The sequence below is a fragment of the Pseudomonas sp. JV449 genome, from assembly GCF_032424295.1.
GTDB lineage: Bacteria > Pseudomonadota > Gammaproteobacteria > Pseudomonadales > Pseudomonadaceae > Aquipseudomonas > Aquipseudomonas marginalis.
Genome location: NZ_VYKD01000027.1, coordinates 154,654 through 169,579 on the forward strand (window position 1 = coordinate 154,654; position 14,926 = coordinate 169,579).

13 protein-coding genes and 2 pseudogenes are annotated in these 14,926 nt (G+C 60.4%); 11 read left to right on the forward strand and 4 right to left on the reverse strand.

Annotated features, from left to right (window positions below; all coding sequences use genetic code 11):
• The first annotated feature begins 75 nt into the window (after nucleotides 1–75).
• Complete coding sequence (locus F6S08_RS23885) at nucleotides 76–531, forward strand: DUF721 domain-containing protein (protein WP_027605525.1); 456 nt, start codon at nucleotides 76–78, stop codon at nucleotides 529–531.
• A gap of 4 nt (nucleotides 532–535) precedes the next feature.
• Here F6S08_RS23885 and F6S08_RS23890 read toward each other — a convergent pair whose 3' ends face one another.
• Nucleotides 536–2,014, reverse strand: a complete 1,479-nt coding sequence (locus F6S08_RS23890; protein WP_065925936.1) for a helicase HerA-like domain-containing protein — start codon at nucleotides 2,012–2,014, stop codon at nucleotides 536–538.
• A gap of 190 nt (nucleotides 2,015–2,204) precedes the next feature.
• Between F6S08_RS23890 and F6S08_RS31525 the strand changes: the two are divergent.
• From F6S08_RS31525 to F6S08_RS23905, 4 genes and pseudogenes are all read left to right on the forward strand, one after another.
• Nucleotides 2,205–3,236, forward strand: a pseudogene (locus F6S08_RS31525) (cache and HAMP domain-containing protein); the annotation flags it as partial.
• A 93-nt stretch (nucleotides 3,237–3,329) separates the two neighbouring features.
• A complete protein-coding gene (locus F6S08_RS31530) occupies nucleotides 3,330–4,094 on the forward strand; it encodes a methyl-accepting chemotaxis protein (RefSeq protein ID WP_370671262.1) in 765 nt (254 codons plus the stop codon).
• 106 nt (nucleotides 4,095–4,200) lie between these two features.
• Nucleotides 4,201–5,322 carry a glycosyltransferase family 4 protein gene (locus tag F6S08_RS23900; protein ID WP_065925883.1) on the forward strand — a complete coding sequence of 374 codons (1,122 nt, stop codon included), beginning with the start codon at nucleotides 4,201–4,203 and terminating at the stop codon, nucleotides 5,320–5,322.
• A pseudogene (locus F6S08_RS23905) lies at nucleotides 5,315–6,052 on the forward strand (DUF2334 domain-containing protein); the annotation flags it as partial. The gene F6S08_RS23900 and the pseudogene F6S08_RS23905, both read left to right, overlap by 8 nt.
• 8 nt (nucleotides 6,053–6,060) lie before the next feature.
• Here F6S08_RS23905 and F6S08_RS23910 read toward each other — a convergent pair.
• Together F6S08_RS23910 and purU are read right to left on the reverse strand one after the other, a co-directional pair.
• Nucleotides 6,061–6,246: a hypothetical protein gene (locus F6S08_RS23910; protein WP_074847545.1), complete on the reverse strand. Its 186-nt coding sequence runs from the start codon at nucleotides 6,244–6,246 to the stop codon at nucleotides 6,061–6,063.
• A gap of 88 nt (nucleotides 6,247–6,334) precedes the next feature.
• Nucleotides 6,335–7,183, reverse strand: coding sequence for a formyltetrahydrofolate deformylase (purU, locus tag F6S08_RS23915; protein ID WP_015885632.1), 849 nt, complete (start codon nucleotides 7,181–7,183; stop codon nucleotides 6,335–6,337).
• A 349-nt stretch (nucleotides 7,184–7,532) separates the two neighbouring features.
• Between purU and mvaT the strand changes: the two genes are divergently transcribed.
• The gene (gene mvaT, locus F6S08_RS23920; protein WP_003175830.1) at nucleotides 7,533–7,907 is read left to right on the forward strand and encodes a histone-like nucleoid-structuring protein MvaT; all 375 of its coding nucleotides are present in this window, start codon (nucleotides 7,533–7,535) and stop codon (nucleotides 7,905–7,907) included.
• A gap of 89 nt (nucleotides 7,908–7,996) precedes the next feature.
• On the opposite strand, the gene sbcB is transcribed toward mvaT, so the two are convergent.
• On the reverse strand, nucleotides 7,997–9,424 hold the full coding sequence (gene sbcB / locus F6S08_RS23925; RefSeq protein WP_065925882.1) for an exodeoxyribonuclease I: 1,428 nt from the start codon (nucleotides 9,422–9,424) through the stop codon (nucleotides 7,997–7,999).
• Nucleotides 9,425–9,590: 166 nt separating this feature from the next.
• Here sbcB and F6S08_RS23930 point away from each other — a divergent pair, with 166 nt between their 5' ends.
• From F6S08_RS23930 to F6S08_RS23950, 5 genes are read left to right on the forward strand one after another with little or no spacing between them, the layout of a single operon-like run.
• Nucleotides 9,591–10,283 (forward strand): RDD family protein, encoded by a 693-nt coding sequence (locus tag F6S08_RS23930; protein WP_065925881.1) that lies wholly within the window; start codon nucleotides 9,591–9,593, stop codon nucleotides 10,281–10,283.
• The gene (locus F6S08_RS23935; protein WP_065925880.1) at nucleotides 10,280–11,260 is read left to right on the forward strand and encodes a stage II sporulation protein M; all 981 of its coding nucleotides are present in this window, start codon (nucleotides 10,280–10,282) and stop codon (nucleotides 11,258–11,260) included. The genes F6S08_RS23930 and F6S08_RS23935 overlap by 4 nt, the downstream gene beginning before the upstream one ends.
• Nucleotides 11,247–12,767: a DUF4129 domain-containing protein gene (locus F6S08_RS23940; protein WP_315872409.1), complete on the forward strand. Its 1,521-nt coding sequence runs from the start codon at nucleotides 11,247–11,249 to the stop codon at nucleotides 12,765–12,767. The genes F6S08_RS23935 and F6S08_RS23940 overlap by 14 nt, the downstream gene beginning before the upstream one ends.
• A complete protein-coding gene (locus tag F6S08_RS23945) occupies nucleotides 12,764–13,927 on the forward strand; it encodes a DUF4350 domain-containing protein (protein WP_315872410.1) in 1,164 nt (387 codons plus the stop codon). The genes F6S08_RS23940 and F6S08_RS23945 overlap by 4 nt, the downstream gene beginning before the upstream one ends.
• Nucleotides 13,924–14,919 (forward strand): AAA family ATPase, encoded by a 996-nt coding sequence (locus F6S08_RS23950; RefSeq protein WP_065947890.1) that lies wholly within the window; start codon nucleotides 13,924–13,926, stop codon nucleotides 14,917–14,919. Before F6S08_RS23945 ends, F6S08_RS23950 begins: the two co-directional genes overlap by 4 nt.
• Nucleotides 14,920–14,926 lie beyond the last annotated feature (7 nt).

Genomic DNA, 14,926 nt, shown 5'->3' on the forward strand with positions numbered 1-14,926 from the left:
CCGGCAATGCATTGCCCGGGGCCGCGTAGACGCTTTCTGCTAAGATGGCCGCTCTGTTACTTAAGGTGTCCAATCATGGCATTTCGCCCTCTTACAGCCCGCGCGCCCAGCGTGTTGCTTCGCGAAGCCAAGCCGTTGAAAGCCATCTTTGGCCATGCGCAACGCTTGGGCCATTTGCAACGCCTGCTCGAAAGCCAACTTCAACCGGCCGCCCGTGAGCATTGCCACGTGGCGTCCTGGCGTGAAGGCAACCTGCTGCTGATTGTCACAGATGGTCACTGGGCGACCCGCCTGCGCTATCAGCAAAAACGCCTGCAGCGTCAATTGATGGCATTCGATGAGTTCGCCAGCTTGACGCGCATCCAGTTCAAGGTGCAGCCGCCGACCGTCCAGCAAGGCGCGGCGGGCCACACGATGGACTTGTCGGAGACGGCGGCCGAGACGATTCAGGCCACGGCCGACGGCATCAGCGATCCAGGCTTGCGCGCGGCACTTGAGCGGCTGGCCGCCCATGGCAAGCCCAAACCTTGAACCGCTACTTGCGCTTACTGCCGCCCAGCAAAGACCCCAGCAAACCACGCACCAGTTGGCGCCCCATCTGATTGGCGGCCTGCTGCATCGCGGATTTCAGCGCCTTGCCTGCGGTGGTTCCCAGAAACGCCCCGGCCTTGTCAGTGAAACTGGGCTCCTCGTCGGCCTGCCTGGCCTCTTCGGTCGGTCCAAGCGCCTTGCGCGCCATCAACACTTCATAGGCCGACTCGCGATCAATCGGCTTGTCATAGCGCCCCTGCAAGGGCGAACTGGCCACCAATGCAGCGCGTTCAGCCGAACTGAGCGGCCCGATTCGCGATTGCGGCGGCGCGACCAGTACGCGTTGGACGACTTCCGGCGTACCTTTTTCCTGCAAGGTGCCCACCAATGCCTCACCCGTGCCCAACTCGGTCAACACCGATAACGCATCAAACGCCGGGTTCGGCCGGAACCCGTCTGCAACCGCTCGCAAGGATTTCTGTTCTTTCGTGGTGAACGCCCGCAGGCCATGCTGGATGCGCAAACCCAGTTGCGCCAGCACGGAGTCCGGCAGGTCGCCCGGCGATTGGGTGACGAAATACACCCCCACGCCCTTGGAACGGATCAGCCGCACCACTTGTTCCAAGCGCTCTTGCAAAGCCTTGGGCGTGTCGGCAAACAACAAATGCGCCTCGTCGAAAAACAGCGCGAGCAACGGTTTGTCGGCGTCGCCGCGCTCGGGCAGTTGCTCGAACAATTCCGCCAACAACCACAACAGGAAGGTCGCGTACACCTTCGGTGCTTCATGCACCAGGCGGCTGGCGTCCAGCAGATGGATACGCCCGCGTCCCTCGCGGGTGGGCTGCAAGATGTCTTCAAGCTGCAGGGCCGGCTCGCCAAACAACGCCTCGGCGCCCTGCTGCTCCAATACTGCCAGACGCCGCAACAGCGCCTGGCTGGAGCCGGTGGTCATCAGCGCCGCATCCTCGCCGAGCAACTCCGGGTGATAACGCAGGTGGTTGAGCAGGGCCTTGAGGTCCTTGAGATCCAGCAGCAACAGGCCTTCGCGATCCGCCACCTTGAACGCCGCGTAAAGGGCCGACTGCTGGCTGTCCGTGAGCTCCAGCAAACTGCCGAGCAACAACGGCCCCATTTCGCTGATGGTGGTGCGCAATGGATGACCGGACTGCCCGTGGATATCCCACAGCGTGACGGGATACGCCTTGGCCGTGTAATTAAGGAACGGCATGCCGGCGATGCGCTCTGCGACTTTGCCCTGAGGGTTGGCGGCGGCACCCAGGCCACAGAGGTCACCTTTGATATCTGCGGCAAATACCGCGACGCCCGCATCACTGAACGCTTCGGCCAGACGTTGCAACGTGACCGTCTTGCCTGTGCCCGTGGCGCCGGCGATCAAACCGTGACGGTTGGCCAGGCGCATGGCCTGGGCAATGGGCTGGCCGTCAAGACCGGCACCGATAAGGAGTTGCGTGGAGTCAGGCATTTCGTCACCCATGGTTAATCTTTAATGTCGCCAGGTCGATAAGACAGATGTGAGACCTACAAAGTCTAAAAAACGCTCAGATAGTTCCTACAGGGACCAACGGAAATATCAACCTTTTTTGACGCTACCCTCCCGCGTGTTCCACAAGGACGCGCTTCGGATATTAAGACCTTAGCGGACCCTTCAAGCTATGAATAAAAATCTGCGTTTCAGCCATAAAATCCTGCTTGCAGCCTCCCTTATCGTCATCGCGGCCTTCGCACTGTTCACCCTCTACAACGACTACCTGCAACGCAATGCCATTCGCGACGACCTTAACAATTACCTGCATGAAATGGGCGATGTCACCGCCAGCAACATTCAGACCTGGCTCACCGGGCGCATTGCGCTGGTGGAAAACGCGGCGCAAAACATCGCCATCAACCCTGAGCCTTCGACCGTTGCCAGCTTGCTGGAACAGAAAGCCCTGACGTCGTCCTTCATGGCTACCTACGTGGGCGATAGCAAAGGGGCCTTCACCATCCGCCCCGACACGAAGATGCCAGATGGCTTCGACCCACGCGTTCGGCCTTGGTACAAGGGCGCCCAAAGCAGCAACGGCTCGACGCTGACCGAACCGTATATCGATGCCGCTACGGGGCAGTTGATCATCTCCATCGCTACCCCCAGCGCTAAAGGCGGCCAGAGCATTGGCGTGGTGGGCGGCGACCTGAGCCTGCAAACCCTGGTGGATAACATCGGCGCGCTGAACTTCGGCGGCATGGGCTACGCGTTCCTGGTCAGCGCCGACGGCAAGGTGCTGGTACACCCGGACAAAAGCCTGGTGATGAAAACCCTGGCCGACATGTATCCAAAAAACACGCCGAAGATCAGCGGCGACTTCAGTGAAGTCCAAGCCAATGGCAAGGACAACATCGTGACCTTCACACCAATCAAGGGCCTGCCGTCGGTGAACTGGTACCTGGGCATTTCGGTGGATAAAGACAAATCCTTCGCCATGCTCAGCGAATTTCGCACCTCGGCGGTGATCGCCACGCTCATTGCGGTGGTGATCATCATTGCCTTGTTGGGCATGCTGATTCGCGTGCTGTTGCAACCGCTGCACCTCATGACCCGTGCCATGCAAGACATCGCCGACGGCGAAGGTGACCTGACTCGCCGCCTGGCCATCCAGAATCACGATGAGTTCGGCACCCTGGGCACTGCATTCAACCGCTTCGTGGAGCGGATTCATACGTCCATCCGCGAAGTGTCCTCGGCCACCCAACAGGTGAATGAAGTCGCACTGCGGGTTGTCAGTGCGTCCAACTCGTCGATGGTCAATTCCGACGAACAGGCCAACCGCACCAACAGCGTTGCCGCCGCGATCAACGAACTGGGCGCCGCCGCACAGGAAATCGCGCGTAACGCCGCCCAAGCCTCCAACCAGGCCAGTGACGCACGGCAATTGGCCGAAGACGGTCAACAGGTAGTTGAACGCAATATCAAGGCGATGACTCAGCTGTCTGCAATGATCAGTGCCTCAAGCAGCAATATCGAAGCACTTAACAGCAAGACGGTGAATATCGGCCAGATTCTTGAGGTAATCACCAGTATTTCCCAGCAAACCAACCTGCTGGCACTGAATGCCGCCATCGAAGCCGCACGCGCCGGGGAAGCCGGGCGCGGGTTTGCGGTGGTCGCCGATGAAGTGCGCAACCTGGCCCATCGCACCCAGGAGTCGGCACAGCAGGTACAAAAGATGATCGAGGAACTGCAAATCGGTGCCCGTGACTCGGTCAGCACCATGAGCGACAGCCAGCGCCACAGTCATGACAGCGTGGAAATCGCCAACCTGGCCGGCGAACGCTTGAACAGCGTGACCCAGCGCATTGGCGAGATCGACGGCATGAACCAGTCGGTGGCCACCGCGACCGAAGAGCAGACCTCGGTCGTGGAGTCGATCAACATGGACATCACCGAGATCAACACCCTCAATCAGGAAGGCGTGGAAAACCTGCAATCGACGCTGCGCGCCTGCGCCGACCTGGAACAGCAGGCGGCACGGTTGAAACAGCTGGTGGGCAGCTTCCGGATCTGAACTACCGCAGGAGCCGGTCAGGCTCCTGCACTGTTTTCACGATGAACGCCAACCGAACATCTATCCTTAGCTCAGGTCCACGTTAGGAGAGCAATGGATCGGAGGGATGTTCATCGTGCATATCGCTGACATAACCATGTTCTACGCCCCGACAAGCGGCGGCGTGCGCACTTACCTGGACGCCAAGCACCGACGCCTGGGGCTCAAGCCCGGCATTCGCCATAGCCTGTTGATTCCCGGCGCGCAATGGAGCAATCAGGATGGCATCTTCAAGGTACCGGCTCCCGCGCTGCCCTTCGGCAAAGGCTACCGCTTCCCCCTTCGCCTCTCCCCCTGGCGAAATGTCCTGCACGATTTACAGCCCGATCTGATCGAGGTAGGTGATCCCTATCTCACCGCCTGGGCCGCGCTGGATGCCCGGCGCCAGCTGGATGTGCCGGTGATCGGCTTTTACCACTCCGACTTACCGTTACTGGTGAGCAACCGCATGGGGTCTTGGTTTGCCCCGAACGTTGAAGCCTATGTCAGCAAACTCTATGGAAGTTTCGACCGGGTACTGGCGCCCAGCCAGGTAATGGCCGACAAGCTCATGGGGCTCGGCGTGAAGAATGTGTTCGTCCAACCACTGGGCGTCGACCTGCAAACCTTTACCCCTGACGCCCGCGACCCAGGCCTGCGCGCCGAGCTGGGGATCGGCGCAGACACCCGCCTGCTGATCTTTGCGGGGCGCGGTTCCAAGGAAAAAAACCTGCCGATCCTGCTTCGCTGCATGAAACGGCTGGGGGACGGCTATCACTTGGTGCTGGTGGGCTCCGGCATGCCGACCAGCGTGCCGGCCAATGTCACCGTCATCGAGGGGTTTCGCCCGGCACAGCATGTCGCCCGGCTGATGGCCAGTGCCGATGCCTTGCTGCATGGCGGCGACCAGGAAACCTTTGGCCTGGTCATCCTCGAAGCCATGGCTTGCGGCATACCGGTAATCGCGGTGGCGGCTGGCGCGTTCACGGAGATAGTCGACGAACGCTGCGGCCTGCTGTGCGCGCCAAACAATCCAAGGGCGATGGCCGATACGGTGCGCGAGCTGTTCAACCTCGGCAGCAGGCGCCTGGGCGCTCAGGCTCGGCGTCATGTAGAACAACATTACGCCTGGTATACGGTGGTCGACAGCCTGCTCGGCCACTACCACGCGGTACTGGGCAGTCACAAGCCGATGCCTTCCCATGCATGAGCGCTCGGTATTACTGGTGCTGCACGATGTGGCGCCGCACAACTGGGCCGACTATCGGCCCTTTGTCGAAGCCGTCGATGCCCTGGGTGCCGTACCAATCACATGGTTGGTGGTGCCGGACTTCCATCATCGCGACGCCTTGACTGCCCACGGCGATTTTCAACGCCTGCTGGATCGCCGCGTGATCAAGGGCGATGAACTTGCCTTGCACGGTTACTACCATTGCGATGATCAACCGGCACCGCGCACACCCAAAGACTGGTTCATGCGCCGCCTCTACACCCATGAGGCTGAGTTCTATCAACTGTCTCAAGCCCAGGCTCTTGATCGTCTTCAGGATGGCATTGAAGTATTCCGGCGTCATGACTGGCCGTTGCACGGCTTCGTCGCACCCGCCTGGTTAATGAGCCAGGGCACTCGCGAGGCCCTGCGCCAACTACCGCTGAGCTACACCAGCAGCCCGCAGCATCTGTATCGACTGCCCGATTTCACGCCGATCGACGCCCCGGGCCTGACCTGGAGTGCGCGCAGTGCATGGCGCCGGGGGGTGTCCAGAGTCATCAGCGATCGTCGCGAACAGCGCTGGCACGCCGCCCCGGTGATTCGCCTGGGCGTGCACCCGGTGGACATGCGCCACGCATTCTCTCGCTGCTATTGGCTTGAAACCGTACAACGCCTACTCAACGCAGGGCGAACACCGCTGACCAAGGCTGCGTGGCTGGCTGAACAGGTGGTCGCTCAAGCACCTCGGCCAGGGGAAACGGGCAATTCATCGGCCTCGTGCAATTGCTCCCACAGCTCGGCTGCTCCCGGAAAGTCCGTACCGTCTTCCGGCTCCAGCGCCTCCGGGTCGTAACGACTCAGGCAGCCCTCACCCAACGTAGCAGGCGCCTTGGACGTGGCTTTATCAAGTGGGTCGGTCATGGCCTGGTCCTGAAAAGTGCGGGGAATGAAAAAGGGCCTGCAGCGATTTAACGCCCAGGCCCTTCTTTGTTCAACCAAGACGCTTGAATCAGAATACGACCGTCTTGTTGCCGTGCACCAGCACGCGGTCTTCCAAGTGATAGCGCAGGCCACGGGCCAGCACCATCTTCTCGACATCACGGCCAAACCGCACCATGTCCTCAATGCTGTCACTGTGGCTGACACGCACCACGTCCTGCTCGATGATCGGACCGGCATCCAGCTCTTCAGTGACGTAATGGCAGGTTGCGCCAATCAACTTCACGCCACGCAGGGAAGCCTGGTGGTAAGGCTTGGCCCCCACGAACGAAGGCAGGAAGCTGTGGTGAATGTTGATCACCTTGCCTGCGTATTCGCGGCACAGCTCAGGCGGCAGGATTTGCATGTAGCGCGCCAGCACAACCACGTCGGCCTCATGCTGCTTGACCAGGCGAGAGACCTCGGCGAATGCCGGCTCCTTGTCCTGCGGGTTGACCGGCACATGGTAATAGGGAATGCCATGCCACTCGACCATGCTGCGCAGGTCGTCATGGTTGGAGATCACGCACGCGATCTCGCAGTCCAGCTCGTCGCTGTGCCAGCGGTGCAGCAAGTCGGCCAGGCAGTGGGATTCGCGGCTGGCCATCAACACCACGCGCTTTTTCTGCTCGGTGTCGGTGATGTGCCAGGTCATCGAAAACTCTTCTGCGATGGGCGCAAATGCCTCGCGGAACGCTTCAAGACCAAAGGGCAGCGTGTCGGCACGGATTTCGTGACGCATGAAGAACCAACCGCTGAGGTTGTCCGAGTGATGGCTCGCCTCGGTGATCCAGCCGTTGTGGGAGGCCAGAAAGTTACTGACTTTGGCAACGATGCCGACCCGGTCCGGGCAAGCAATCACCAGCCGAAAAGTGCGCATTAGGGGGGAACTCCAGAACTTCGCAAAGGCCGCCATTCTAGCGATTGTGCAGAAAAACTGCAGTATTCGATGAGCCTTATTCTGATCCGTTGCCCTGGCCACGTCCCTTAATAGCGCATGGTTTTACCATCGCTATATGAATGAACAGCGCACGCTGCAGCAATTATGCAAATTTCAAGGAGATTATTTTCGGGATAGCCCCCTACTAATTAACTCGATTGCATAGCGTCTTCACAAACATTCAAAGTAATTCACCTGAATACGCGCTTAAATGTTTACTTGGGGAAACCGCCTGACTATTATTGGGCCACTATCCCTGTCAATCAGCGTTCTACATAAGGTAGTCCACATGTCTCTGATCAACGAATACCGTGCCACCGAAGAAGCTATCAAAGAGCTGCAAGCTCGTTTGAAGAACCTGTCCCAAGATGACAAACTGAAAACCGAGCTGGAATTCGAAGGCAAACTGCGCACCCTCATGGGTGAATACTCCAAATCCCTGCGTGACATCATCGCGCTGCTGGATCCAGAGTCGAAAGTTAAAGCACCCCGTGGCGCCGTGAAAACTACCGGTACCAAGCGTGCTCGCAAGGTCAAGCAATACAAGAACCCGCACAACGGCGAAGTGATTGAAACCAAAGGCGGTAACCACAAAACCCTGAAAGAGTGGAAAGCCAAGTGGGGCGGTGACGTGGTTGAAGGCTGGGCTACCCTGCTGGGCTAAGCCTCACCCGGTCTGCGCTTGATACGCGACCCATTAAAAACGCCAGCTTGCTGGCGTTTTTTATTGACCGTCTTTTCTACAAACCGCTATTACCGATTCACACGAGCGGCTAAAGAGTCAGCATATCTCTGCCATTGCTCCAGCACCTGCTGCTGAAACGGCGTCGCACTAACGGCCAACTCCTGCCGAGCGTGATTAAATGCCTCCAAGGTATTCGGCGCACCGAATTCAGGATTTGCCAAACGTTGCTGACAGAAAAGTTTCCAGCGTTGTAGCTCCTCGCTGTTCAGCGTATCGGGGAAGTTACGCGCCCGGTAGCGAAACAATAATTCAGGCAAACGGTGATCATCAAAAGGCCACTGCTGGCTGGCTAATTGCGCAGGCTCAGCCGCCCGGACTTGCTCGCATAAGCGTCGATCACGATCCCCGATAAAACCCTCGTAAAGCTGCTGTTCCGGGTCTGAACTCGGTGCAAAATCTTCCTCGGCGTAAATGACTGCCAACTTATCGCGCCAAAGTGCCTGTGCGTCAGTTAGCCGCAGCGCCCGCGCCTGGCAAATATCCATATCCAATTGCAGGCGTTCACGATCCTCGGCCCGCAGTACGTTCAAGGGCGCGACCACGGGGCAACGGTTGATATGCACCAACTTGAGCGGCACCGGCAGCTCGCCCTCGGCAAGGTCCTCACGACGGGTGTACAGGCGTTGGCGCAAGGCAGCGGCATCCAGGTCCAGCAGCCCCTGGGGATCGAGCCCAAGGTCGCAGACAATCAGCGCATTGCGGTTGCGCGGGTGCCAGGCCAGGGGCAGCACGACCCCCAGGTAATGACGCTCGGCAGAAAAACGTCCGGAGATATGCACCATGGGTTGCAGCAAGCGCACCTGGTCCATCACCCGTTGCTTGCTGCGCAGTTGAAACAGCCAGTCGTACAGCTTGGGCTGCTTCTCGCGCACCAGGCGAGCCAGGGCGATGGTGGCACGCACGTCGGATAACGCATCGTGGGCCTGGCCGTGGTCAATCCCGTTGGCGGCGGTCAGGCGCTCGAGCTTGAGGGTCACGCGCCCGTCCTGCTGGGGCCACTCGATGCCTTCCGGGCGCAGGGCGTAGGCAGTGCGAACCACGTCGATCAGGTCCCAGCGGCTGTTACCGCCCTGCCACTCCCGCGCGTAGGGGTCGAAAAAATTGCGATACAGGCTGTAGCGCGTCATTTCATCGTCAAACCGCAAGGTGTTGTAGCCTGCGCCGCACGTTCCCGGGGCCGCCAGTTCGGCATGTACACGGGTCATGAAATCGGCCTCGGCCAGGCCTTTTTCCGCCAGTGTTACAGGGGTGATGCCGGTAATGGCACAGGCGGCGGGATGGGGCAGGATGTCGTCGCTGGGCTGGCAGTAAAGATTGACCGGCGGGCCGACCTCGTTGAGATCGAGGTCCGTACGAATGCCGGCAACCTGCAGTGGGCGATCGCTGCGCGGGTTGATGCCGGTGGTTTCATAGTCGTACCAGAAAATGGAGGTCACGGGCTATTCCTGTGCTGAAGATCGACGAAGTCTAGGCGTTCAGCCGTGTTCGGGGCCAGCACCAATTCTACTGTACAAACATCCAGCAAAACCTTGAGTAGTTGCTTCCATCACCGACACTGTTAGCATCCGTGTCTCCAGCCGCTCTGCACTGCCAAGGATCGCGATGCCATCAGCCCCATTGGACACCCTCTACCAGATCGAGACCCCGGAGGGCATCGACCTGCCGCTGCGCCCAGCCGGCCTGGTGCCACGGGCGCTGGCATTTGCCTTCGACCTCGGCGCACGTGCAGTGATCATGGGCGTGCTGCTGGTGCCATTGGCGTTGCTCGGCAATATAGGTGTTGGCCTGGGGTCGCTTCTGCTGTTCCTGGTCAGTTGGTGGTACATGGTGCTGTTCGAGGTACTCAACCAGGGCTGCTCACCGGGCAAACAGGTCATGGGCTTGCGGGTCGTGCAGGACGACGGTACCCCCATAGGCTGGTCGGCGTCGCTGATCCGCAACCTCCTGCGGTTTGTCGACATGCTGCCTTTCGGCTACTTTCTCGGCGCAATCAGTTGCCTGCAACATCCTCATTTCAAACGCCTTGGCGACCTGGCCGCTGGCACCTTGGTGGTCTACCGCGAACAGCCTCTGGCACGTCCCCAGGTGCCCCAAGCTGCAGCCCTGCGCTTGCCGTTTGCCCTGGACCTGAGTGAACAGCGAGCGATTCTTGGCTTCGCCGAACGCCAGGGCGAACTGTCCCCTGAACGGGTACACGAACTCGCCTCGATCCTCGCGACGCCGCTGCAGGTGTCCCCGGCCCGCGCCGTGGAGCAACTCAACGGTGTGGCCCGCGGCCTGCTGGGGCCGACATGAAGCAGAGTCTTTTCGAAAGCCGTTACCAACACCAATGGCAAGCTTTTGCCGAACAACTGAAGCAGTTGGAACACGGCAAGGCCAAGGCCAGTGATATGGCCGATTTCCCTCATCAATACCGGCGTCTATGCCAGCTCCTGGCCCTCGCCCAGGAGCGCGGCTACAGCAGTTACCTGGTGGATCCCCTGCAACAACTGGCATTGCGCGGCCATCAACAACTGTATCGCCACCGCAGCCAATTGGCCGCGAACGTGCTGAGTTTCGTCCTGGCCGATTTTCCGCGTCTGGTGCGAGAACAGTGGCGTTTCGTGTTGATTGCCAGCCTGCTGTTCTTTGGCAGCCTGCTGGGCATTGCCCTGCTGGTCTACCTGTTCCCCGACCTGATCTACAGCATTGTCAGCCCCCAGCAGGTGGCAGAGATGCAGGGCATGTATGACCCCGAGGCCAGCCGGCTGGGGCGCGCCGCCGAACGTGCATCGAGCGAAGACTGGATGATGTTTGGCTACTACGTCATGCACAACATCGGTATCGCCTTTCAGACATTTGCCGCCGGCTTGCTGTTCGGCCTGGGCAGTGTGTTTTTCCTGATATTCAACGGGCTGATCATCGGCGCGGTTTCCGGGCACCTGACCGAAATCGGCTATGGGCAGACCTTCTGGTCATTTGTCATCGGCCATGGGGCCTTTGAGTTGACGGCCATAGCACTCGCCGGTGCCGCAGGCTTGCAACTGGGCTGGGCGTTGATCGCCCCGGGGCAACTGACCCGTGGCGAATCCCTGCGGCTCGCAGCGCGCAAGAGTGTGCAATTGCTGTGCGGTGTCATGGTGTTCCTGCTGATCGCAGCATTTATCGAGGCCTACTGGTCTTCCACCACCCAGATCGCCCCTTGGATCAAATACCTGGTGGGTGCTGCACTCTGGCTGCTGGTGGCGGCTTACCTGACCCTTGCCGGACGGACTCGCCATGCGCCTGAGTAATGCCAGCGTGGCGATTCGCCCGCGTACCGCATGGGAGGCCATGGACCTTGGGGTATTAATGGCCCGGGAACATCGCCTGCTATTGATGAGCAGTTGGGCGCTGGTGACCCTGCCGGTTTTTGCCCTGCTTACCGCGTTGCTATGGAAATACCCGTCCACAGCCATGTTCCTGTTCTGGTGGCTCAAACCGGCGTTCGACCGCTTGCCTTTATATATCCTCTCCAAAGCCCTGTTCGGCGAAACACCCAGCCTTAAGCAGGCCGTGCGCGAATGGCCAAGACTGCTTAACCACCAACTGCTGGCCAGCCTGACCTGGCGCCGACTTAGCCTCAGCCGCAGTTTTGTAATGCCGGTCAGCCAGCTCGAAGGCCTGGACGGCCAGGCGCGCCAGAAACGCCTGGGCGTGCTGCTGCAGCGCAATGCAGGAGCCGCGCGCTGGTTGACCACCGTTGGGGTGCACCTGGAAATCGGCCTGTGGTTCGGCTGCATGGCGCTGTTCTATCTATTCATTCCGCAACAGCTTGAACTGGATTGGGATTGGCAACGGCTGGCGCTGGCGACGGGCTCCGAGGGGGTCTGGCTGGAACACTTGAGCAACGCCTTCTACGCCTTGATCCTGGTGTTTTGGGAGCCCATCTATGTTGCCTGTGGTTTCAGCCTTTATCTCAATCGCCGCACCCTGCTGGAGGCGTGGGACCTGGAGCTGGTATTCCGCCGCCTGCGCCAGCGTCTGAGCAGTGTGGCGCCACTGTTAGTGCTGGTGATCGGGCTGACCTTGCTGCCATTCAACCTGCCCGCCATGGCGGATGACGCCAAGCCACTACCTCCCCAAAGCGCAAGCCAGTCCATCAAGTCGCTGCTGGACAAGCCGCCCTTCAAAAATCCGGAAACCGTCACCCGCTATCGCTTTGGCGAAGAAAAGCCCGTCGTTAAAAACAAGGCACACAGTGACGGCAAACTTCCGGCGTGGCTGCAAGCGCTGCTGGACAACCTCAACAGCAACACGTTCAAGCCTGTCGCCCAAGGCCTGGAAGTGCTGTTATGGAGCCTGCTGATCGGTGGTGTGGCCCTGCTGGCCTGGCGTTATCGGGACTGGTTGCACACCTTTGTCAGCCTGCGCGGGGCACGTACACCCAAAGCAGCGAAACCACCACCCGCGCAATTGTTCGGCCTGGAACTGGGCGCCGAGACCCTGCCCGAGGATATCGCCAGCGCCGCCGAGCAACTCTGGTCTACCCAGCCACGGGAGGCCCTCGGCCTTTTGTATCGTGGCCTGCTGAGCAGGTTGCTGCATGACTTCAACCTGCCCCTTAAAAGTGCTGACACCGAAGGCCAGATCCTGCAACGGGTTCACCAATTGCAGCAGCCGCAGTTGCTGGCCTTCAGTGATGAATTGACGCGGCACTGGCAAAACCTCGCCTATGGCCATCACCTGCCCCCGGTCTCAGTCCAGCAGACATTGTGCAACGATTGGCGTGCCCTGTTCAGTGCGGGAGGCGTCCGATGAACCGGCCATTACTGTGGGTGGGGCTGCTGTTGGCGTGCCTGCTTGGAGCGGGCGGTTTTTACGCATGGAGCAAAGCGATCCCCTATGAAGAAGTGGTGGACCGCGGCCCCTCCCCGGAAGCCCAGGCCAATCCTTACCTGGCAGCCGAACACTTTCTGCGCCTGCAAGGCTTGGCCGTGGAGCGCGCCAATGGCCTGGAACGCCTGGCGAGCCTGCCCGCCAAGGGCAACAGCCTGCTGTTGCTGGGCGAACGCGGCAACATGTCGCCACGCCAGGCAGGGCAACTCCTGGACTGGGCCAGGTCCGGCGGCCATCTACTGGTAGTCGCCGAGGCCCTGTGGGACGACGAAACCGGCAAGAGCGGCGACCTGCTGCTCGATCGCCTGCCTATCCACCAAGTCCTCAGCGATGAACCCGACGCCCCCGCCCCGGCCCCGACCCGCAAAAATAAAGCACCGGACCTGACCAAACTGTATGTCGACAACGACACAGCCCCGGTCTATTTCAGTTTCGACACCGACTTCAATCTCATCGACCCCAAGCACCTGGCACAATTTTCAGCCAATAGCGCGCGGTCGAGCCACTTGATGCAACTCGACCTCGGGCAAGGCCGCGTAACGGTGATCACCGACAGCGAGCTGTGGAAAACGCCGGACATTGGCAAACACGACAATGCCTGGCTGCTGTGGCATCTGACCCAGGGCACTGCCGTAACCTTGTTGTTCAACGGCGACGTAGATGACCTGTTCACCCTGCTGCTGCGTTATTTCCCCCAGGCGTTGGTGGCGCTCATTGCCCTGATTGCCCTGGCACTCTGGCAGGCAGGTATGCGCCACGGCCCAATCCAGGCGCCCGCCCCCAAGGCACGCCGGCAATTGCAGGAGCATCTGAAAGCCAGCGCCGACTTCCTGCTGCGTCGCAGCGGCCAAGGCACACTGTTGCAGGCCTTGCAGCGCGACATCCTGCGCGCCGCACGGCGGCGTCATCCTGGCTTTGAACATCTCGACAATACGGAACAGGGGCGAGTACTTGCCCACCTGACGCGCCAACCCTCCCACGTCATCAGCCAGGCCCTCGGCCCACTCCCGACGAAACGGCTTTCCAGTGCCGATTTCAGCCGGCAGGTGGCGTGCCTGCAAACCCTCAGGAATGCCCTATGAGCGAATTTCCCAGCGCTAACACCCTGCCCGGCGACTCTCTGCAACGCGCCAGCCAGCAGGCCCAGGCCCTGCGCATTGAACTGCGCAAGGCGGTGATCGGGCAGGATCAGGTAATCGATGATGTACTCACCGCGCTGATCGCCGGCGGCCACGTATTGCTCGAGGGTGTCCCCGGGCTGGGCAAGACCTTGCTGGTACGTGCCCTGGCCCGTTGCTTTGACGGCGAATTCGCGCGGATCCAGTTCACCCCGGATCTGATGCCGAGCGATGTCACCGGCCACGCGGTGTACGACCTGCACACCGAACAGTTCAAGCTGCGCAAGGGGCCCGTATTCACCCACTTGTTGCTGGCCGACGAAATCAACCGCGCTCCGGCCAAGACCCAGGCAGCCCTGCTCGAAGCCATGCAGGAACGGCAAGTCACCCTCGAAGGCGAGGCGCTGCCCATTGGCCAGCCGTTCATGGTACTTGCCACGCAAAATCCCATCGAACAGGAAGGCACCTACCCCCTGCCGGAAGCCGAACTGGACCGTTTCATGCTCAAGGTACGCATGGACTACCCCGATGCGCAGCAGGAACTGGATATGGTGCGCGAAGTGACACGCTCATCACGGGCCGACATGCTGGACGTGCAACCGTTGCGCACCGTGCTGGAGGCCGAGGACGTGCTGCAGCTGCAACGGATCGCCAGTGAACTGCCCCTGGATGAACACGTGCTCGACTATGCCGTGCGCCTGGCGCGAGCAACCCGCAGTTGGCCGGGACTGGCCATAGGCGCCGGCCCGCGAGCCTCCATCGCCCTGGTACGCGGCGCCCGCGCTCGGGCCTTGTTACGCGCAGGCGAGTTCGTCACACCGGATGACATCAAGGACTGTGCCCTGGCGGTACTGCGTCATCGGGTACGCCTTGCGCCAGAACTGGATATAGACGGGCTGGAGGTCGACCAGGTGCTCAAGCAGCTGCTGGACCAGATTCCGGCCCCCCGGCAATGACCCGTCC

What these genes read in the sequence shown, in the direction of transcription:
- F6S08_RS23885 (WP_027605525.1), top strand. Translation starts at nt 76, where the DNA reads ATGGCATTTCGCCCTCTTACAGCCCGCGCGCCCAGCGTGTTGCTTCGC.
- F6S08_RS23910 (WP_074847545.1), bottom strand. Translation starts at nt 6,246, where the DNA reads ATGACCGACCCACTTGATAAAGCCACGTCCAAGGCGCCTGCTACGTTG.
- purU (WP_015885632.1), bottom strand. Translation starts at nt 7,183, where the DNA reads ATGCGCACTTTTCGGCTGGTGATTGCTTGCCCGGACCGGGTCGGCATC.
- F6S08_RS23930 (WP_065925881.1), top strand. Translation starts at nt 9,591, where the DNA reads ATGCCATCAGCCCCATTGGACACCCTCTACCAGATCGAGACCCCGGAG.
- F6S08_RS23900 (WP_065925883.1), top strand. Translation starts at nt 4,201, where the DNA reads ATGTTCATCGTGCATATCGCTGACATAACCATGTTCTACGCCCCGACA.
- mvaT (WP_003175830.1), top strand. Translation starts at nt 7,533, where the DNA reads ATGTCTCTGATCAACGAATACCGTGCCACCGAAGAAGCTATCAAAGAG.
- F6S08_RS23935 (WP_065925880.1), top strand. Translation starts at nt 10,280, where the DNA reads ATGAAGCAGAGTCTTTTCGAAAGCCGTTACCAACACCAATGGCAAGCT.
- F6S08_RS23945 (WP_315872410.1), top strand. Translation starts at nt 12,764, where the DNA reads ATGAACCGGCCATTACTGTGGGTGGGGCTGCTGTTGGCGTGCCTGCTT.
- F6S08_RS31530 (WP_370671262.1), top strand. Translation starts at nt 3,330, where the DNA reads ATGGTCAATTCCGACGAACAGGCCAACCGCACCAACAGCGTTGCCGCC.
- F6S08_RS23890 (WP_065925936.1), bottom strand. Translation starts at nt 2,014, where the DNA reads ATGCCTGACTCCACGCAACTCCTTATCGGTGCCGGTCTTGACGGCCAG.
- F6S08_RS23940 (WP_315872409.1), top strand. Translation starts at nt 11,247, where the DNA reads ATGCGCCTGAGTAATGCCAGCGTGGCGATTCGCCCGCGTACCGCATGG.
- F6S08_RS23950 (WP_065947890.1), top strand. Translation starts at nt 13,924, where the DNA reads ATGAGCGAATTTCCCAGCGCTAACACCCTGCCCGGCGACTCTCTGCAA.